This window comes from Flavobacterium lacisediminis (assembly GCF_025909975.1).
Classification (GTDB): Bacteria; Bacteroidota; Bacteroidia; order Flavobacteriales; family Flavobacteriaceae; genus Flavobacterium; species Flavobacterium lacisediminis.
The window spans coordinates 61,918-80,350 of sequence record NZ_JAPCIO010000002.1 but is presented as its reverse complement, the minus strand read 5'-3'; the positions used below and the strand labels follow the sequence as shown (position 1 = coordinate 80,350).

The following is an 18,433-nucleotide window of genomic DNA, read 5'->3' as shown; positions in this document are numbered from 1 at the left end:
TTTATTCTTTAAACCAACCTGAATACATCACATAATTATTTGAAATACGTTCAATTTCACCTGCAAAATCACTCTGATCTATATCTTTAACTTTCTTTGCAGGAACACCCGCATAAATACAACCCGATTCTACAACTGTATTTTGGGTAATAACCGAACCTGCAGCAACTATTGAATTACTTTCAATTACACAATTATCCATAACTATTGCTCCCATGCCTATTAACACATTATCTTTTATCGTACAACCATGCACGATAGCATTATGTCCTATAGAAACGTTATTTCCAATAACTGTGGGATGCTTTTGGTAAGTACAATGAACTACTGCACCATCCTGAATATTAACCTTATTTCCAATTGTTATGGAATTAACATCACCTCTTATTACAGCATTAAACCAAACACTACAATTAGAACCAAAAGAAACTTCTCCTACAATAGTTGCATTTTCAGCAACATAACAATCGTCTGGGATTTGAGGAAATTTCCCATTTACTTCTTTGATTAACATAATTAACTCTTTTAAAAAAAATGTCCCGATAAATCGGGACAAATATACTTGAAATTTTTATTCTTAATTAACAGCTGGACAATTACAATCCCATTGTTTGTCTTTACAGAAAACATTAATACCTAAAGTAATTTGGTGAAATCCACCATTATCAAACTTAATATCACCCATAACATGACTGTATGTATATGAAAACATAAAATTATTATAATTAACACCTAAAATTGGTGAAACCCACTGTAAATTTTGTTTACCACCTTCATACTGTGCGCTATCAAAACTTCTTCTATATGAAACTGCAGCCCATAACTTACCAAAATCAACTGCTTTATAAACTTTAAGATTTAAATCAATTGAAGATTCTTTAGTTTCAGAAATACGTTGATACATTAATGATGGCTCGAAAAGCAATTTGTCTTCATTTCCAAAAACAGCACCTACACTCCACAATAATTTACTTAAATTATCAGATTCAAATCCTTCCGAATATAGTTCTCTTCTTTGGCTTGCTAAAAAGTTTTTCATAGTTACATGAGTAAAGAAATCCATGTAGTGATACGAAACCCCTAAATCTATATTAAAATAAGCATCTTTTTGAATTACTCCATTAACGATAACTGGATCATTTCCTGTAAAAGTTGAACCATCTAATGTACTTTGAACAAAAGCAGTGCTTAATCCAAAAGATAATTGATTTAAATCAACAGTACCTCTAGAAAATCTCAAATGGTGAGCATAAGTTAATTTAGCCCCTTTTTGAGAATGATAACCATTTTTATCATTAAATAGAATTACTCCAACACCAGAAACACCATCTTCATCTATTGCTGTATTAAAACTAACTGTTTGTAATGATGGAGCTTCATCTTGTCCAAACCATTGTTGACGACCAGTTAATCTAACTTTACCACAATTAGCAGCACCTGCCATTGAAGGGTGAATTAAATAATAATTATCCGACAAATAATCCGAATAAACAGCTATTCCTTCTTGTGCAAAAGAAAATTGTGCCAATAAAAATGCTAAAATAAAATAACTCTTTTTAAAATTCATTGTAGTTATTGTTTAATGAAAACATACTTCTTACTATTCTAATCAAACTTCTAGGTTTTAAAATTAGAACATTATTAATAAAAAACAACTAAAAATGTGGTTTTTTACTACGAACTTGCCAAAGATATAAATTTTTAGGTTTCTTTTACAATTCGCTTAAAATATTCTTAAGTTAAATTTACATTTTTTTAATGATTAGAATACAAAAAGAGCTTTTCTAACTTTTAAGTTCATCAAAATCTAATAAAAAGTTAAATAAAAAAGTCTATATCCAAAACAAACCACAAATCTTTTGAACTTTGTATCTTTGCAAAAAATTAATTATCATGCAAGTAATCGCAACTAAAATAACTCAAAATCCAGCCATTGTAAAATTTGAATTGGATGAAATAATCGTAAGAACAGAGAATTTTGAATTCAAAAACATTGACGAAACGCAAAATTCACCTTTAGCCAAACAATTATTTTTCCTTCCTTTTGTAAAAACAGTTTATATTTCTGGAAACTTCATCGCTATTGAAAAATTTTCAATTGTAGAATGGGAAGATGTTCAAGAAGATGTGGCTAATCAAATAAATGAGTTTATTTCAAATGGTGGCATTATCATACAAGTTGATGAAAACAAATCTAAAAAACAGCCTATCACCGTTTATGCTGAAACCACCCCTAACCCATCAGTTTTAAAATTTGTTTGCAATAAACTTTTAACTAAAACGGCTTTAGAATGTAAAAACATTGATGAAACAAGTGCTTCACCTTTAGCGAAAGAATTATTTAAGTTTCCTTTTGTGAAAGAAATTTTTATTGACGAAAATTACATTTCAGTTACCAAATTTGCTGTGACAGAATGGGATGAAATCACTTTAGAGTTAAGAACTTTCATTAAAGAATACATCGAAAACGGAAATACTGTAATTGACGAAACTGCCATCGTAAAAACAGAAATCCACCAAAAACAACAAGAAGCTTATTTCGACACACTTGACGTAACTTCACAGCAAATCATCAACATTATTGAAGAATATGTAAAGCCTGCTGTTCAAAGTGATGGCGGAAACATTATGTTTGAATCTTTTGACCCAATAGAAAAAAGAGTTAAGGTAGTTTTGCAAGGTGCTTGTAGTGGTTGCCCATCGTCTACCTTTACTTTGAAAAACGGAATTGAAAACATGTTGAAAGATATGTTAAAAGACGAAGCTATTAAAGTAGAAGCTATTAACGGATAATTTCTAAAGTTTATAAAAACAAAAAAGAGCCTTACGGCTCTTTTTTTTATTTCTTATTGTTTTGCTGATTAAATTCTTTAAACAATTCTAATAAATTCATAATAGATTTAATTAAATCATTTGTTTCAAGAAGTAATGAGAAATACAACTTACTGTTTTTTGGACTTGTTTCAGTTGTTCTAATTCTTGTAATCTGTTTCGTGATTAATTCAGATACCGTATCTAAGAACACTTTTTTATCTCTTAAAATTTCATCTAATTTAGAGAAATCTTCTGTTTTAAAACTTTCTTCTAAACGGCTGAACAATTCTTGCAATTGCGCATCAACTATTTTAAGATCACGAATTTGATTGAATTTTAATTTCTTGTGATTGTTATTTACATGTGAATGACTGCTTGATGTTATGTAATCAATCGACTGCACCATGTCTTGTAAATAACCTAAAATTAAGATATAAAATTTACTTGCTTCAACAGAATTTTCATCTAAATTCTTAATAAAATAGAAAACATTACTTTTTAACTCATCAATTTCTTTTTCAAGTTTTTTTAGTGATTTTTTGTTTTCTTTAAGTTTAGCTAAATCTTGTAAACCTAAATTATCAACCACATTCGAATATAATGCACTTGTTTTTCTTAAAACCTTAGAAATTTGAGAAGAACTTTCTGTAATCATTTCTTTTAACGTTACAATATCTTCTTTTCTTAAGCTTTTAATTTCTTCTTCTTCTTTAACTTTCTTTTTGTGAATTTGGTTACTTCTGTAGAAGAAAATTGCTACAATAATCATAAAAGCAAAGAAGGCAAATACTTCCCCAACAAATAAGATGTAGGCAATGATAGCAGACGATAAGAAAGCCGCTAAAGCGGTTACAAACCAACCTCCAATTACATTAAATACTCCAGCCACACGATATACAGCACTTTCTCTATCCCAAGCTCTATCAGCAAAAGACGAACCCATTGCCACCATAAAAGTTACATAAGTAGTAGATAATGGTAATTTCATAGAAGTTCCGATAGAAATCAGAATCGAAGCTACAATTAAGTTAACAGAAGCACGTACCATGTCAAACATAGGTTGCTCATCTCTTTTTCCAGTATATTCTGGCTGAACAAACTGCGCATCTAATTTTCTTTGTAACGATTTTGGCAAAATAAAACTAATAATGTTACCTAAATACATCATAGCACGAACTAAATTTCTTGATAAATTATTCGCGTTGTATTTTTCGTTTCCTTCTCCTTGTCTTGATAAGTTCTGTTCTGTTTCAATTACAGATTTTGCTTTTTTAGATGTCCATAATGTGTAAACCATTACTAATCCAGCTAAAGCTAAAAAGATGAAAGGCGCTGGTAAATTTTCCTTTTCTAAACCAGACATCATAAATTCAGTTGCTCCAACAGTTTGTCCAGGTGCAGCCCAAATTTCAAAAGCTTGATAAGCAGCAATTGGAACACCAATAAAGTTAACCAAATCATTTCCTGCAAAAGCAAGTGCTAATCCAAAAGTACCAACTATGATGATAAATTTAAAAACACTGTATTTAAAAACACTTATTAATAATTGACAAACAATTGTCCATAAAATTAATGAATAAGCAATAATTGTAAATGGACTTTCTTTAATAAAATCTTTTACTTCAGAAGGCACAAATGTTATTGATTTTAATCCTTTTACCAAAATGAAAAAAGTAATAGCTGTCATAGCAACTCCTCCAAAAAGTGCCGCAACATATTTATATCTTTTTTCGATATGGAACGTAAAAATTAACCTTGACACATATTGTACTAACGAACCTAAAGCAAAAGACAATGCCACAGAAAGCAAAATACTATAAACAATTTCTGAAGCTTTCTCAGTGTTGATATATTTCCCTAAAGTACTAAAACTATCATTACTTACATATACTTTATAAACAGCTAATGCTACAGAAGCTCCTAATAAAGAGAAAATCACAGAAACCGTTGTTGAAGTAGGTAATCCTAGAGTATTAAAGACATCAAGTAACAATACATCGGTAATCATTACCGCTAAAAAGATGATAATTACATCATTAAAGCTAAACATACTAGGTGTAAAAATACCATTTCTGGCAATTTCCATCATCCCGTTTGAATAAAGTGCTCCAACTGCAACACCTAAACTCGCAACAATCATAATTGTCTTAAACGAAACTGCTTTTGAACCAATTGCTGAATTTAAGAAATTAACCGCATCATTACTTACTCCTACCATTAAATCGGTAACCGCAAGGATAGCTAATGCAATTAACATAATAATATAAATCTGCTCCATTTTTTTATGAATTAATTTGGTGCAAAAGTCCTCCAAGATTTTTAATCTAACGTTAATTTAATGTTATCAATTTTAACAAAAAAGTGTTCTTAGAAAAAAATCCTTAACTTTAATTTAAAATTAAATCTATTCTTATGGCAGTATTAAAAGTAATTGAAGTTCTGTCTAGCTCAACAGTAAGTTGGGAAGACGCAACAAGAAAAGCAGTGGCTCAAGCAGCAAAATCATTAAAGAACATTCGTTCTGTTTATGTACAAGATCAAAGTGCTTCGGTAAAAGACAACGAAGTAACCGAATTTAGAGTAAATCTAAAACTAACTTTTGAAATTGAATAAATTTAAAAAAATATTTTAAAGTAAGCGTTCTAAAAAAGTACGCTTTTTTTATACTTTTTATAAATCGTAAAAGAATCTCAGAATATCTTTGCAAAAAAATTAAGCATGAACCCAACAGAAATCCAAAATTACATCGAAACCATAAAGAAATTAATCTTAGAATATTCTCCCAAATTTGTAGTAGCCATTATTATTCTTGTATTTGGATTGTGGGCAACAAGTTTTATCACCAAGACAGCTAAAAAAGTAATGATAAAACGCAATGTAGAATTAACACTTTCTAATTTTATAGGAAACTTGATTTTTTGGACATTACGTGTTTTACTTTTTGTAACTGTAATTTCAAAATTAGGTATTGAAACATCAGCATTTGTAACCATTTTGGGCGCTGCAGGTTTAGCGATTGGTTTATCACTACAAGGTTCGCTTTCTAATTTTGCTGGTGGAATTTTAATTATTCTTTTCAAGCCTTTTAGATTAGGAGATACTATTGAAGCACATGGAGAAACAGGAAAAGTAGATGAAATTTTGATTTTTTCCACAAGATTAATCACCGCAACTAATCAAGTAATTTATATTCCAAACGGAATTTTATCCAACGGAAAAATCAAAAATTATTCGCAATTAGGAATTAGAAGAGCCGATTTAGTTTTAAAAACAAACTATGATTCTAATTTTTCTAAAATTAAAACTAGTATTTTAAATTTTACTTCTTCTCACGACTTAGTTTTGCTAGATCCAAAACCAGAAATTTTAATCACTGATTTGTCTGAAACCACAATTGTTTTTACAGTGAAAGTTTGGACAAATAATAACGATTACCCAAAGGTAACTTCTGATATTTTAGAATTTAGTAAAAGTGAAATATCGCTTTAACTATTTACTCAAAACGAAATCTTTCAAATAATAAGGTTCAAAATAAGCGACATCAACAAAGTCGCATTTTTGATATTTATCAAACGACAAATGACTCATTTCGTTAGCCGAAGGAAAAACTACATCCGAATGAAAAACAAATTTAACATCAGTTAAAGTGTTTTTGAATTTTTCAGTGCCATCGCCTACTAAATGAATTGTTTCTGTAATTTCTTGATAAGAAGTTTCATCAATAATTTCGGCTTGAGTGTTTCTAATTTGATTGTGGTTTTTATCGTAGAAAGCAGTAAAAACTTCCATTCTACGAGCATCAATCATTGGAATGATAATACCGTCTTCAATTTGAATTTGTTTTGCTAAAAGTTGCAATGTATCAATAGCAATCATCGGAATATTCAATGCATAGCATAATCCTTTTGCAGAAGAAACACCAATTCGTAAACCTGTATAAGAACCAGGCCCTTGACTTACCGCAATTGCAGACAAATCAGAAAATTTTAAATTGCTTTCCGAAAGCAATTCTTCAATAAAAACATGTAACTTTTCTGCATGAGAAAAATTTTGCTCTGCAATTTCTTTACAGGCTATTGTTATTCCATCCTTTGCTAAAGCTACTGAGCAATTTTTTGTTGCGGTTTCAATATTTAGAATAATTGACATAATCCGGTTTTTGAAATGCAAAGTTAAGAAGATAAACGTGTAAAAAAAATAAGGCGCAGTTTCCCACGCCTTATTTACTCAAATTAACTAATAAGAAATCTATTCTTTACTATCTTTTTTGTCTTTTTTATCTTTTTCTGTTTCCACTCGAACTTTATCATTAGAAACTAAATCTTTAGAAACCGTTGTATAAGGCCCAACAATAATCTCTTCTCCTGGCTTTAAACCTGAAATGATTTCGATATTACTATCATCTTGAATTCCAGTTTTTACTACTCGTAATTTTGCTTTATCTCCAACTTTTACAAAAACACATTCATATTTTTTATCGCTTTTAGGAGCTGTTCCTTTTTGCTCTTGCTCTTTCTTTTCTAACTCAGCTACTACATCTTTTTTTACAGAAGTTGTATCATCTTTTACCACAACAGCACTAATTGGAACCGCAACAATATTTTCTTTACGTTTCGTGATAATATCAACCGTAGCTGTCATACCTGGTCTAAATGGAGAGAAATTCTCTGGCTTTCCTTCTAATAAATCTTGGTACGATTCTTTTAAAATTCTAACTTTTACTTTAAAATTTGTAACCTGATCAGCTGTTAAAGCCGTACTTGCTGAATTAGAAATACTTGTAACAATTCCTTTAAACTCTCTTTTTAAATACGCATCTACTTCAATATTAGCTGAATCTCCAATGCTAACTTTTACAATATCATTTTCGTTTACATCAACTTCTACTTCCATATTATTTAAGTTAGCAATTCTAAGAATTTCAGTTCCTGCCATTTGTTGCGTTCCTAAAACTCTTTCTCCTAACTCAACATTCAACAACGAAACAGTTCCGTCTGCTGGTGCGTAAATCGTTGTTCTACCCAAGTTATCTTTTGCTTCAGTAACCGTTGCTGAAGCACTTTGTACTTGGTAATAAGCCGATTGCTTATTAGCAACAGCTACTTCATAAGCCGATACAATTCTATCCCATTCTGATTTTGAAATAATTCCTTTATCGAACAATTTTTTATTTCGGTCGTAATTGGCTTTTGCTTCTTTAACCTGAGCATCAGCTTGACTTAACCCAGCTTTTGTAGTTGACATAGAAGCTACTGAGCGGTTTACTCCAGATTCATATAAATCAGGATTAATTCTTACTAATAAATCTCCTTTTTTAACTTGTTGTCCTTCTTTAATAGGCAATGCAATAATTTCACCTGATACTTCTGAAGATATTTTCACCTCAATTTCAGGTTGAATTTTTCCAGTAGCAGAAACCGTTTCTACAATTGTTGTTTGAGCAACTTTTGATAATTCAACAATTTTTGAATCCTCATTATTTCCGATAACTCCACCTTTTTTAAGCCCAATTAACAATAAGATTAATCCGATTGTGCTCCCTAATAAAATGAATATGGTTTTCTTTGACATGACTAGGTATTTAAATTTTATTATTGTTTTTTGATTAATGGAATTCCAAAATAGAATTCTAAAATTTTTGTTCTAAAAATGTAATCGTATTTAGTTCTCAAAACTTCTGATTGTGCATTTTCATATGCAAAAGATGCTTGAGAAAAATCAAATGAATTCATCAAACCTACTTCAAAACGTTCTTTAGAAAAATTGAAAGATTGTTTTCTAGCTTCTAAAGTTTTTTGAGCTGCTTCGAAAGATTTTTTAGCATTTAATACATCGTTATATGCTTGGTATACATTACGCTCTAAATCTAGTTCTGCTTGTTTTAACTGAAACTCCGTACGTTCTTGATTGATTTTTGCACGTTGAACTCTTCCTCTTGTAGCAAATCCATTTAAAATTGGAACATTTAACTGTAATCCAACTGCTGTACCATCAAACAATGATAACTGATCTGCAAAATTAAATGGAGTACTTTCAGACCAACGAGTATTATACCCAACAAAACCAGTTAATGTTGGCAAGTAAGACGAGCGTGAAATAGATACATCTTTTTTAGCAATATCAACATTTGACAAAGCAATTTTTACATCTTTAACCGATTCTTTTGCTTTAGCCAAAATAGACTCTTGTGTTTCATTTAGCACATTAGACATTGGCAAATCAATTACTTCGTCAGAAATATCAAATGTGGCATAATCTTCCAATAATAAAGTTTGACACAATGCAATTTTAGAAATTAGAAGTGCATTTTCAGTACTAATAATTTGTTGTTGCTGAGTAGCATCAGTAGCTTGTAATTCATAAATATCCCCTGCCGGAAGAGAACCTGCTTCTATTAACTCTTGAGTTCTTTTAATATTTTCTTTAGTAACTAAATTTTGATTTTTTTGGACTTTCAATTGTTCTTTATTGAACAAAATTTGCAAGTATGAATTAGCTACCGAAAGCGCAATATCGTCTTTCATCTTATCTAATCGATAAGAATTTGCAATTTTATTTAATTTGGATCTTTGTAACGTTTTCCAATTTGCTAATCCGTTAAACAAAGTAATATTCGAATTTGCACCAGCTGAAAACGATTTAAATGTTTCGTTTTGAAATTGGTTAGTAACTGGATTAATACTTGCTCCTGTATTGATACTATAATTTGCATTAGCATTCAAAGTTGGTAAAAAACCACCTATAGCTTCTAGTTTTTCAATGTCTGAAGTTTTCAAATCTAACTCTGACTGCTTTATAGAAATATTGTTTTGAATGGCATAATCCACACACTCTTCTAAAGTCCATTTCTTATTCTGAGCCGAAAGTTGAAAACCAACTAACAATAGAAAAAGAACTATTTTTTTTGTTATCATTTTATGCGCTTTAATTCTCATTTCTTATAAGACCTCTTTTTTATTATTTTGTTACAGCATATCGATTAAAATTTTACTTTTACACCGAAAATTAGATTTGCTATGAAAACCTTTCTTGTAGTTTTTGCTTTACTTTTTACAATAGCCTTGACTGTTTCATGTGGCACCACAAAAAAAATTGAAGCCTTAAAACCTTTACCATCAAACAATAATTCAGTTGTTTTTAAAAACAAAGTTTCTTTTATATCAATGCCAGTTGAAATTACTCTTAAAGAATTAGAGCAACAATTGAATAAAAATGTAACTGGATTAATCTACAATGATTCTATCTTAAGCGACGACAAAACCGAGATGAAAATTTGGAAAACAGCACCAATAAAACTAAGCGAAAAAAACGGCAATATCATATCTATTATTCCTTTGAAAATTTGGGCAAAATTCAAATATGGAACTGATTTTATGGGATTGAACGACACTCGTGAAGTCAATCTAAATGGCACTATAACTTTAGATAGCAAAACCCACTTATCGAATTGGAAATTAACCACTATTTCCAAAATAGAAGATTTTGAATGGAGTGAAAGTCCAACTATTTTAGTTGCTGGAAAAAACATCCCAATAACTTACATTATCAATCCAACACTCAGCTTATTCAAATCTAAAATATCTAAAAAAATTGACGAAGCTATTGATAAAACTTGCGATTTCAAACCTCAAGTGTTAGCAGTTTTAGAAAAATTAAGCACTCCTTTTTTAACCAGCGAACAATATGAAACTTGGTTTAAAATGGTTCCTCTGGAATTATATGTTACAGAAGCCAAACTTACCAAAACTAAGATTATGCTAAACATGGGTTTAAAATGCAACATGCAAACCATGGTGGGTCAAGAACCTAAAAATAGCTTTGATGCAACAAAAATTATACTAAAACCTGTAACCACAATTCCTGAAAACACAACAGCTTCTATTGTAGCAGTGTCTACATATGAAAGTGCAAGTAAAATTGTAACCAAAAATTTCCAAGGTCAAGAATTTGCATCAGGAAGTAGAAAAATTGTGGTTCAAAAAGTAGATTTATGGCAAAAAGACGGTAAAATGATTATTGCTTTAGATGTTTTAGGAAGCATTAATGGTACTATTTATTTGTCGGGAATTCCGAATTACAATCCTATTTCGAAAGAGATTTACTTTGACCAAATGGATTATGTGTTAAATACAAAAGGGATTTTAACCAAATCGGCAAATTGGCTTTTACAAGGAACCATTTTAAGAAAAATTCAAGAAAACTGCCGCTACTCGATAAAAGGAAATTTAGAAGAAGGCAAGAAAAGCATGAATCCATATTTATCAAATTATTCACCAATGAAAGGTGTTTTTGTAAACGGAACTTTAAACGATTTTGAATTTGAAAAGGTGGAATTAACTGATAAAGCTATCATTGCATTCATCACCACTTCAGGAAAAATGAGTATAAGTATTGACGGAATGGAATAAAAAAAGGCGTTTCAATTGAAACGCCTTTTTTTATTTAAACTTCTTTCTTTTTACCATATTTTAATCGGTAAATGGCGTAACCTAAAATACCAACTAATATGTATGGAATTGCCATTAAATATACAATTCCGTCGTTAACAGCCTCAGCTTTTACTCCGCCTTCTTCACTTTCAAGAGCTGCTCGACACATGGCACATTGGGCACTTGAGATATTAGAAAAAAGAGAAAAGGATATAGTAAAAACTACTATTTTTAAACTTTTGAATTTAGTTTGCATAATACGGAGAAATCATTAAATACACCACAACTCCTGTAACGGCAACATATAACCAAATTGGGAATGTAATTTTTGCAATCTTTTTGTGTTTATCAAATCGTTGTGACCAAGCTTTTACATACGTAGTTAAAACCAATGGAATAATAATAATTGATAATAAAATATGAGTAATCAATATAAAATAGTAGACATATTTAATCGCTCCTTCTCCACCAAATTTTGTAGAATCAGAAGTCATGTGATATGCCACATACATACCTAAAAAAGCAACCGAACATGCGATGGCAACTTTCATTAAATTTTCGTGTAATTTTCTGTTCCCATTTTTGATGGCGATAACTGCTGCCACCAAAACAACAGCTGTTAATCCGTTGATAGTTGCATAAATTGGTGGTAAAAATGATAATGGTTGCACATCATAACCTAATTTTCTTAGATTAACTCCAAAAAGCAAAGCCACAACTGCCGGAATTGCTACAGATAAAACAACAATTAGTTTGTTATATTTTGTTTCTTTATTCGTTTCCATATTATTCATCTAATAATTTTTTGATATCTTCTTTTATAGCTTCAACTCCAGAAGCCTCTAACCCATCGTAATACAAAATTGGATTCCCTTGAGCATCTTTTCTGCATCTGATTTTTCCATCTTTATCTACTAAAGCAAATAAACCTGAATGTTCAAATCCACCAGCTACTTTGTTGTTTTCGCCAGCATATAAGTTAAAACCTTTGTTAGCTAAACTGTAGATGTATTCTTTATCACCGGTTAAAAAATGCCAATTGTAATGTTTTACCCCTAATAAATTAGCATGCTCTTTCAATACTTGAGGCGTATCTTTTGCCGGATCAATCGTAATGGAAGCTATTCCGAAATTAGGATTCCCATAAAATTCTTCTTGCAATTGCAACATGCTTTGATTCATTTTTGGACAAATCGTTGGACAAGTTGAAAAGAAAAATTCCACTACATACACTTTCCCTAAATAATCTTTTTCGGAAATAGATTTATCATCTTGATTCGTTAATTTGAATGCTGGAACAGGACCAATTTCTACTAAATCTGATTTTTGAAATTTTGCAATAATTTTAGGCACAGCCCAAATTCCAAAAATCAATATAATAAAAGAAATACCTATGTATGATTTATTTTTCATCAGTAATTACTTTTGTCTTTCAATGTTTTCTTTGATGTTATCTCTAAAAGCATCTTTTCTTTCGTTCTTATTCTTTTTAAGTGCTAAACGATATTCACGTAAAATAATCTTAATATCATCTGTCATTTCATTGTGTAAATCGGCTGCCGAAATGGTGTTATAACTTTCTTTATACTCATTTTCACCTTTTCGATTTTTACCATTCCTACCGCGATGATTTAATTCTTTGTCAACAATAATAACAGCTGGTGTTCCTTTGTTATCATCTAACTGACCATTCAATTTGTAACTATCATAGAATTCCTGAATTTTTTCTGGAGTTGAAAAAACAAACTTCCAACCACTCATATCTCCTGTAATAGGAGCTAATTCATCTATGATTTGTTGACATTCTTTTTCCTTTCCTGAAGGAACCACCATAATCATTTGGAAATCTTTAAACCCTTTGTATTTATTATAAATCTTCTGATTCAGATTGAAAAAGTTACCTCGATTTGTAATTACTTCTGTACCTACAAAACCTAAAACAGTAATTTTTCCTTTCATTGCCTGTTTTGTTCCGTCTAAACTTGACCAATCGGAAGGAATTTCTTGATTGTTCTTAGAAATCGTTGGTAAAAAAAGAGAATTATGAGATGCCGTAGAAAACACCAAATAAATGGCGATTGGCAATATAAAAAGAGATATGAGGACTAATTTATTTTTCATTAGATGAAACTAATTTTGTTCATACAAAAGTAAAAAAAATCCCGATGTAAATCGGGATTATATATTAGAAACAAGTGTTAAAATATCCACTTTAAGTGACCTGTTTTGAAAACTTCGTAAACGTAATCTCCTTCTACTAACAAAATAAAGCATAAGTAAAGGATTAAGAACGTAACTGTCCAAACAATTGATCTTCTAAACCATTTTTTTTCACCTTCCATGTGCATGAATGCCCAAGTAATGTAATATGCTTTTACAATAGTTAAGATGATGAACAACCAGTTCAATAAATTCATTCCTAAAAAATTAGTGAAAAATAATGATTTAGGTTTATAGATTCCGAATAAAACCTCTACTATAGTAATTACAGATAGAATTCCAAAAACTATCCAAATTCTCTTTGTATTTGATTCGTGTGCGTGTGCCATGATATACTTTTATTATATAATTATACTAAATAGAAGAAAGTAAATACGAATACCCACACTAAATCGACAAAGTGCCAGTATAATCCAACTTTTTCAACCATTTCGTAGCTTTTTCTCTTTTCGTAAGTACCTAATAACACATTAAAGAAAATGATGATATTAATCAATACTCCAGTAAATACGTGGAATCCGTGGAAACCTGTGATAAAGAAGAAAAAGTTAGCAAACAATTTATGTCCGTATTCGTTTCTAACTAAGTTAGCACCTTCAACAACATATTTAGCTTCCGCTAATCTTTTTAAAGATTCTTCTCTTGATAAAACAGTTTTGTGTTTTTCAGCATTTAAATATTCTGAACGAACTAAAATAGACTCATCAGCTTTGAAACCTTCTACTACTTCATTAACTGAATATGTAGGCAAAGTAGCTTCATTCATGAACCAAACTCCATCATTTCTATCTAATTGCTCTCTAGACTCTGGCAAAGTTGTAGCAAATTCAGCTAAAGCAACTCTTTTAAAAGTTCCGTCTTCTTGTTTTTGAACAAATTGTAAGATTGAACCTCCTTTAGTTTCAACAGCACCATATTCTCCTTTGATGAAGTTCTTCCATTCCCAAGCTTGAGAACCTAAGAAGATAAAACCACCAATAATAGTTAAAAACATGTAGAATGCTACTTTTGTTTTTTTCATGTGATGACCAGCATCAACAGCTAAAACCATAGTAACTGAAGAGAAAATTAAGATAAAAGTCATTAACGCAACATAATACATTGGCGCATTTACACCATGTAAAAATGGAAAGTGGTTAAAAACTTCATCGGCGATAGGCCAAGTTTCAATAAATTTAAATCTTGAAAAACCGTACGCGGCTAAGAACCCAGAAAAAGTTAATGCATCTGACAAGATGAAAAACCACATCATCATTTTACCATAGGTTGCTCCTAATGGTCCTGGACCTCCGTCTAAAGCGTGTTCGTCTGAAATAACTGTCGCTCCCATAAATTTTTTAATTGTTAAAAAGTTCCCAAATTTATTATTTTTTTTCTATTTGAAAAAATAGAAAAATAAAAACAAATAAACCCAAATAAAATCCATAAAGTGCCAATACATCGCACTTAGCTCTATACCAAGGGTTTGAGCCGAATTGTATTTTTGTTTATAATGATTATAAATTACTACTAAAAGCGAAATAATACCTCCCAAAAGGTGAGCAATGTGAACCAAAACAGCAATATACAAGAATGAAGTCGTTACATTACTTTCACTTCCTGTAAAGAAATAGCCATTTTCGATTACTTGTCCAAATCCTTTAAATTGTAATACTATAAACGCAATTCCAAGCGCTAAAGTAAGCAATAAAAAGGTTGTAGCCATACTTCTGTTATCTTTTTTTGTAGCTTGTAATGCTAAATAAAAAGTAAAACTACTTACTAACATAGCTACTGTACTGATTACAAAAGCAGAAGGCAATACAAAATCTTTTAACCAATCAGGTCTTGACTTACTTACAACGTAAGCACTAGTTAATCCTGCGAAAATCATACAAATGCTAATCATTCCAAACCACAATAACAATTTGTAGGTTTTGCCTTTGCGAGCTTGTTCTTCTTCCAATGTCATTCTATTTTCCATAACTATCGTAAAAATTTATCTATCACATATATTATCTGCAACAAAGAAATATAAGATACACTTACTATCATTAATTTTCTTGCTGCTTTTGCATCCATTTGTTTGTGTAATTGTACCGCATAAAACAACATCCACAATCCTAATAAAAATACGATTACCGCTGCAGTTTTCGATAAAATCAAGTTACCAGTAAATCCGAAAGCTGGAATTATGGAAGCTAAAATCATCCAAATGGTGTATAGTATCGTTTGAAGAGCGGTTTTTTTGTCTTTTTTACCTGTTGGCAACATGAAAAAACCTGCTTTTTTGTAATCGTCATATAAAAACCAACCAATTGCCCAAAAATGAGGAAATTGCCAAAAGAATTGAATAATAAACAACGTTCCTGCTTCAATTCCGAAGTGACCTGTTGCCGCTACCCAACCTAACATAAAAGGAATAGCTCCAGGAAAAGCTCCAACAAAAACAGAAAGCGGAGTTAACGTTTTTAATGGCGTGTACAAACTCACATACATGAAAATCGAAATCGCGCCAAACATAGCGGTTTTAGGATTTACATTGTATAAAATAGCTAATCCTAAAATAGTTAAAACGCAACCTAAAATAAAAGCATTTTGTTTAGAAACACGACCAGAAGGTAAAGGACGATTTTTAGTTCGGTCCATTTTGGCGTCTAATTCAATTTCGATGATTTGATTGAAAACATTGGAAGCGCCCACCATGCAATAACCCCCAACAATTAATAGCACTAAAACTAGCCATTGAAAAGGTTGTTCCTCATTAAATCCTAACAAATAACCCGCAATGGTAGAAACCACTACACTAATAGATAACCGCGCCTTTGTGATTTCTACAAAGTCTTTGTAAAGAGATTTTTTTATTTGAGGTTGTGTATTCGTGTCCACTTTAGTGTTTTTCGCTGTGAAATTGCGCGCAAAGATACGATATGAAAATTAGAATTTAGAATTTAGAATTTAGAAAATTCGTTAAAAGTGGGAAATATTGAAAATTGTTTATCAAAAACAATTTTCAATATAAGAAATTATCAATCTTATTTAAATTGAAAATTTAATCTAATATCATTTTTAGGTTTTGTAATTTGTTTTCTTAATTCTTCTTCACTTCTAAAATAATATCTAAAAACTTCAGATTTGATGAATTTTTCAGAAAATATATCACATTCAATCTTTACAAACTTTACTATTTTTTTATCTTTAACTACTTTTAAATCAGCATCAATATTTTCGTCTTTAAAAGTTTGATCATCAATTATAGGTGTAATATAATAAACCTTATTGTTTACAATTTCAAACATCCCATTAGAACATGTATCTGTGAAAAAATAGAAACTATTTAAATCAAAATCATAAACCGAAAAAATCATTCTCATCGCTCCTAAAACACTTACCCTCAAATTCTCTTTTATGTAAAAAGGAAAATAGCAATCTGTAATTGGAATAAAATCTGAGATAATATATTTTTCTTTGTTTAAAACAAAAACAATTTGGGAATCGTAATTCTCAAAATCTATACTTTCTATGAAATTTTTAGTATTATCACTCTTTTTAGTATTGAAAATAGGAATTGGCAATAATTCTAAATCTACTTTTTTTGAAACTGTATAAATGGTTTCTTGAGAATTATTAAGAGTGTCAGGATTATTTTTATAATATTCATAACACTTTTCAAATTCTTCTTTAGCCAATTTATTTATGCTCGTTTTATTAATAATAATCTTTTCCTCTAATTTTTGAGAATAAGAAAATTCAAAACAAGTAAGTAGAATATAGATTATTAATACGTTTTTCATTTACAACTAAGTTTTTAGAACCTAAAAAAATTACTTTTTATTGTTTTCCATAAAATTGAATAAGTCTTGAATCGTTAATTCTTTTTCGATTTCTCTTACTTTTTTCTTTTTAAACAAAGTATCAAATGAAATTAGAGTACAAAGCTCCGTTTCTTCTAAAAAATATTGTTTAAAATTAAATGTATCAAATGAAACATTAAATTCTACTCCTAATTCTTGAAATAAATAAAGAACTTCATCTCCATCGAATTCAACATTGAAATCATTTCTTACTATACTTGAAGGAAATATTTCATCTTCATCATAAGATTTATTTTTAATAAACGAAATCAAATTATCTAATGTTAGTTCCATTTTTTCTTATTTAAAAGAGATTGTAAGATGATTACGAAAGTCACCGAGCAAGACCACTAATTTATAGATTTCTCTATTACATTATTTGAATTTAGCTTTTCTCTATTCTTATTAGCCCCTATAACAAAGAATAATCCAATTAAAAATATTATCATTAAAACCAAAAAACCTCCAAGTTTATCTTTCTTAAATGATCTTTTTAAAAAAATTTCATTTTTAACTACTAAATAATAATTAATCATATAAATCGCAACTCCAAAAATCAAAAGCACAAAAATATTATCTATATTAGGGATAGTCTTATCAGTCCAATAATAATTAAATAAAATTAGCACATAAAAAACAAAACATAAAAAAACACAACTGAAAATAGCCGTTGAAGTAAGTGCCATTTTGTGATTTTCTTTTGAAAAATCCCTAAATGACGAATAAATTCTAAATAAAAAATAATAATAAAAATTCATGAAATTTATTTTACTTAATGATCAAAACCTGAAGTTGCCCATTCAAAGAAATTAAAAAGTAAAAATATTACCATAAATATATTTATTGCAAAAACTAACTTTTTAACAATGTGATTCTTTGTTAACAAAGCAAAACCATTTAAAGCAGCATAAGCTAAAACCAATATTCCAAGTAGTAAATTCCATTTTTTAAAATTTTCGATACTCTGATATTTCCATTCTGTAGCATTTTCAGAAATGCTATAAACATGAATGTATTCAACTGAATTTTTAGAGATAGTATTAATTTCCAAAAACAAACCAAAAGCTATAATTATACTTATAACTATAAGTAAAATAGAATTAATTTTAAAAAAAACCTTCATTAAACTATACTAAT

The 18,433-nt window shown here is 29.8% G+C and carries 22 protein-coding genes; 4 read left to right on the top strand and 18 right to left on the bottom strand.

The features are described from left to right. Position 1: 1 nt before the first annotated feature. Positions 2-514, bottom strand: a complete 513-nt coding sequence (locus tag OJ995_RS02915; protein ID WP_194093319.1) for a gamma carbonic anhydrase family protein — start codon at positions 512-514, stop codon at positions 2-4. A 63-nt stretch (positions 515-577) separates the two neighbouring features. Next, a complete protein-coding gene (locus OJ995_RS02910; RefSeq protein WP_264368076.1) occupies positions 578-1,567 on the bottom strand; it encodes a PorP/SprF family type IX secretion system membrane protein in 990 nt (329 codons plus the stop codon). A gap of 326 nt (positions 1,568-1,893) precedes the next feature. On the opposite strand from OJ995_RS02910, the gene OJ995_RS02905 reads away from it, so the two are divergent. Then, positions 1,894-2,793: a NifU family protein gene (locus OJ995_RS02905; RefSeq protein ID WP_264368075.1), complete on the top strand. Its 900-nt coding sequence runs from the start codon at positions 1,894-1,896 to the stop codon at positions 2,791-2,793. Positions 2,794-2,839: 46 nt separating this feature from the next. On the opposite strand, the gene OJ995_RS02900 is transcribed toward OJ995_RS02905, so the two are convergent. Further along, positions 2,840-5,092, bottom strand: a complete 2,253-nt coding sequence (locus OJ995_RS02900; protein ID WP_264368074.1) for an inorganic phosphate transporter — start codon at positions 5,090-5,092, stop codon at positions 2,840-2,842. 134 nt (positions 5,093-5,226) lie between these two features. On the opposite strand from OJ995_RS02900, the gene OJ995_RS02895 reads away from it, so the two are divergent. Both OJ995_RS02895 and OJ995_RS02890 read left to right on the top strand, forming a co-directional pair. Continuing rightward, on the top strand, positions 5,227-5,427 hold the full coding sequence (locus OJ995_RS02895) for a dodecin family protein (protein WP_262316947.1): 201 nt from the start codon (positions 5,227-5,229) through the stop codon (positions 5,425-5,427). 105 nt (positions 5,428-5,532) lie between these two features. Further along, positions 5,533-6,303, top strand: a complete 771-nt coding sequence (locus OJ995_RS02890; RefSeq protein WP_264368073.1) for a mechanosensitive ion channel family protein — start codon at positions 5,533-5,535, stop codon at positions 6,301-6,303. On the opposite strand, the gene tsaB is transcribed toward OJ995_RS02890, so the two are convergent. The 3 genes from tsaB to OJ995_RS02875 form a co-directional block, all read right to left on the bottom strand. Then, complete coding sequence (tsaB, locus tag OJ995_RS02885) at positions 6,304-6,963, bottom strand: tRNA (adenosine(37)-N6)-threonylcarbamoyltransferase complex dimerization subunit type 1 TsaB (protein WP_264368072.1); 660 nt, start codon at positions 6,961-6,963, stop codon at positions 6,304-6,306. It abuts the gene before it with no gap. A gap of 99 nt (positions 6,964-7,062) precedes the next feature. Continuing rightward, entirely contained in the window at positions 7,063-8,385 is a 1,323-nt protein-coding gene (locus OJ995_RS02880; protein ID WP_264368071.1) for an efflux RND transporter periplasmic adaptor subunit, read from the bottom strand. Between the two features lie 20 nt (positions 8,386-8,405). Then, positions 8,406-9,725 (bottom strand): TolC family protein, encoded by a 1,320-nt coding sequence (locus OJ995_RS02875; RefSeq protein WP_264368437.1) that lies wholly within the window; start codon positions 9,723-9,725, stop codon positions 8,406-8,408. 105 nt (positions 9,726-9,830) lie between these two features. Between OJ995_RS02875 and OJ995_RS02870 the strand changes: the two genes are divergently transcribed. After that, a complete protein-coding gene (locus tag OJ995_RS02870; RefSeq protein WP_264368070.1) occupies positions 9,831-11,222 on the top strand; it encodes a DUF4403 family protein in 1,392 nt (463 codons plus the stop codon). Between the two features lie 34 nt (positions 11,223-11,256). On the opposite strand, the gene OJ995_RS02865 is transcribed toward OJ995_RS02870, so the two are convergent. The 12 genes from OJ995_RS02865 to OJ995_RS02810 form a co-directional block, all read right to left on the bottom strand. Then, positions 11,257-11,499, bottom strand: coding sequence for a hypothetical protein (locus OJ995_RS02865; protein WP_264368069.1), 243 nt, complete (start codon positions 11,497-11,499; stop codon positions 11,257-11,259). Continuing rightward, positions 11,489-12,028 carry a DUF420 domain-containing protein gene (locus OJ995_RS02860; protein ID WP_133608387.1) on the bottom strand — a complete coding sequence of 180 codons (540 nt, stop codon included), beginning with the start codon at positions 12,026-12,028 and terminating at the stop codon, positions 11,489-11,491. Before OJ995_RS02860 ends, OJ995_RS02865 begins: the two co-directional genes overlap by 11 nt. A gap of 1 nt (position 12,029) precedes the next feature. Beyond that, complete coding sequence (locus OJ995_RS02855) at positions 12,030-12,659, bottom strand: SCO family protein (protein WP_264368436.1); 630 nt, start codon at positions 12,657-12,659, stop codon at positions 12,030-12,032. Positions 12,660-12,662: 3 nt separating this feature from the next. Continuing rightward, positions 12,663-13,364, bottom strand: a complete 702-nt coding sequence (locus OJ995_RS02850) for a hypothetical protein (protein ID WP_264368068.1) — start codon at positions 13,362-13,364, stop codon at positions 12,663-12,665. A gap of 77 nt (positions 13,365-13,441) precedes the next feature. After that, complete coding sequence (locus OJ995_RS02845; RefSeq protein ID WP_133608393.1) at positions 13,442-13,792, bottom strand: cytochrome C oxidase subunit IV family protein; 351 nt, start codon at positions 13,790-13,792, stop codon at positions 13,442-13,444. Between the two features lie 20 nt (positions 13,793-13,812). After that, a complete protein-coding gene (locus OJ995_RS02840; protein ID WP_264368067.1) occupies positions 13,813-14,793 on the bottom strand; it encodes a cytochrome c oxidase subunit 3 in 981 nt (326 codons plus the stop codon). Positions 14,794-14,838: 45 nt separating this feature from the next. Then, positions 14,839-15,426, bottom strand: coding sequence for a cytochrome c oxidase subunit 3 (locus OJ995_RS02835; RefSeq protein WP_133608397.1), 588 nt, complete (start codon positions 15,424-15,426; stop codon positions 14,839-14,841). A gap of 2 nt (positions 15,427-15,428) precedes the next feature. After that, positions 15,429-16,331, bottom strand: coding sequence for a heme o synthase (cyoE, locus tag OJ995_RS02830; protein WP_264368066.1), 903 nt, complete (start codon positions 16,329-16,331; stop codon positions 15,429-15,431). Positions 16,332-16,477: 146 nt separating this feature from the next. After that, positions 16,478-17,236: a hypothetical protein gene (locus OJ995_RS02825; RefSeq protein ID WP_264368065.1), complete on the bottom strand. Its 759-nt coding sequence runs from the start codon at positions 17,234-17,236 to the stop codon at positions 16,478-16,480. 30 nt (positions 17,237-17,266) lie between these two features. Further along, positions 17,267-17,590 (bottom strand): DUF1493 family protein, encoded by a 324-nt coding sequence (locus OJ995_RS02820; protein ID WP_264368064.1) that lies wholly within the window; start codon positions 17,588-17,590, stop codon positions 17,267-17,269. A gap of 56 nt (positions 17,591-17,646) precedes the next feature. Then, positions 17,647-17,982 carry a hypothetical protein gene (locus tag OJ995_RS02815; RefSeq protein ID WP_264368063.1) on the bottom strand — a complete coding sequence of 112 codons (336 nt, stop codon included), beginning with the start codon at positions 17,980-17,982 and terminating at the stop codon, positions 17,647-17,649. Positions 17,983-18,068: 86 nt separating this feature from the next. After that, positions 18,069-18,419: a hypothetical protein gene (locus OJ995_RS02810; protein WP_264368062.1), complete on the bottom strand. Its 351-nt coding sequence runs from the start codon at positions 18,417-18,419 to the stop codon at positions 18,069-18,071. Between the last annotated feature and the right edge of the window lie 14 nt (positions 18,420-18,433).

Bases quoted from the DNA above. Each gene is read 5' to 3' on its own strand.
- OJ995_RS02915 (WP_194093319.1), bottom strand. From the start codon at position 514: ATGTTAATCAAAGAAGTAAATGGGAAATTTCCTCAAATCCCAGACGAT.
- OJ995_RS02910 (WP_264368076.1), bottom strand. From the start codon at position 1,567: ATGAATTTTAAAAAGAGTTATTTTATTTTAGCATTTTTATTGGCACAA.
- OJ995_RS02905 (WP_264368075.1), top strand. From the start codon at position 1,894: ATGCAAGTAATCGCAACTAAAATAACTCAAAATCCAGCCATTGTAAAA.
- OJ995_RS02900 (WP_264368074.1), bottom strand. From the start codon at position 5,092: ATGGAGCAGATTTATATTATTATGTTAATTGCATTAGCTATCCTTGCG.
- OJ995_RS02895 (WP_262316947.1), top strand. From the start codon at position 5,227: ATGGCAGTATTAAAAGTAATTGAAGTTCTGTCTAGCTCAACAGTAAGT.
- OJ995_RS02890 (WP_264368073.1), top strand. From the start codon at position 5,533: ATGAACCCAACAGAAATCCAAAATTACATCGAAACCATAAAGAAATTA.
- tsaB (WP_264368072.1), bottom strand. From the start codon at position 6,963: ATGTCAATTATTCTAAATATTGAAACCGCAACAAAAAATTGCTCAGTA.
- OJ995_RS02880 (WP_264368071.1), bottom strand. From the start codon at position 8,385: ATGTCAAAGAAAACCATATTCATTTTATTAGGGAGCACAATCGGATTA.
- OJ995_RS02870 (WP_264368070.1), top strand. From the start codon at position 9,831: ATGAAAACCTTTCTTGTAGTTTTTGCTTTACTTTTTACAATAGCCTTG.
- OJ995_RS02865 (WP_264368069.1), bottom strand. From the start codon at position 11,499: ATGCAAACTAAATTCAAAAGTTTAAAAATAGTAGTTTTTACTATATCC.
- OJ995_RS02860 (WP_133608387.1), bottom strand. From the start codon at position 12,028: ATGGAAACGAATAAAGAAACAAAATATAACAAACTAATTGTTGTTTTA.
- OJ995_RS02850 (WP_264368068.1), bottom strand. From the start codon at position 13,364: ATGAAAAATAAATTAGTCCTCATATCTCTTTTTATATTGCCAATCGCC.
- OJ995_RS02845 (WP_133608393.1), bottom strand. From the start codon at position 13,792: ATGGCACACGCACACGAATCAAATACAAAGAGAATTTGGATAGTTTTT.
- OJ995_RS02840 (WP_264368067.1), bottom strand. From the start codon at position 14,793: ATGGGAGCGACAGTTATTTCAGACGAACACGCTTTAGACGGAGGTCCA.
- OJ995_RS02835 (WP_133608397.1), bottom strand. From the start codon at position 15,426: ATGGAAAATAGAATGACATTGGAAGAAGAACAAGCTCGCAAAGGCAAA.
- OJ995_RS02825 (WP_264368065.1), bottom strand. From the start codon at position 17,236: ATGAAAAACGTATTAATAATCTATATTCTACTTACTTGTTTTGAATTT.
- OJ995_RS02820 (WP_264368064.1), bottom strand. From the start codon at position 17,590: ATGGAACTAACATTAGATAATTTGATTTCGTTTATTAAAAATAAATCT.
- OJ995_RS02815 (WP_264368063.1), bottom strand. From the start codon at position 17,982: ATGGCACTTACTTCAACGGCTATTTTCAGTTGTGTTTTTTTATGTTTT.
- OJ995_RS02810 (WP_264368062.1), bottom strand. From the start codon at position 18,419: ATGAAGGTTTTTTTTAAAATTAATTCTATTTTACTTATAGTTATAAGT.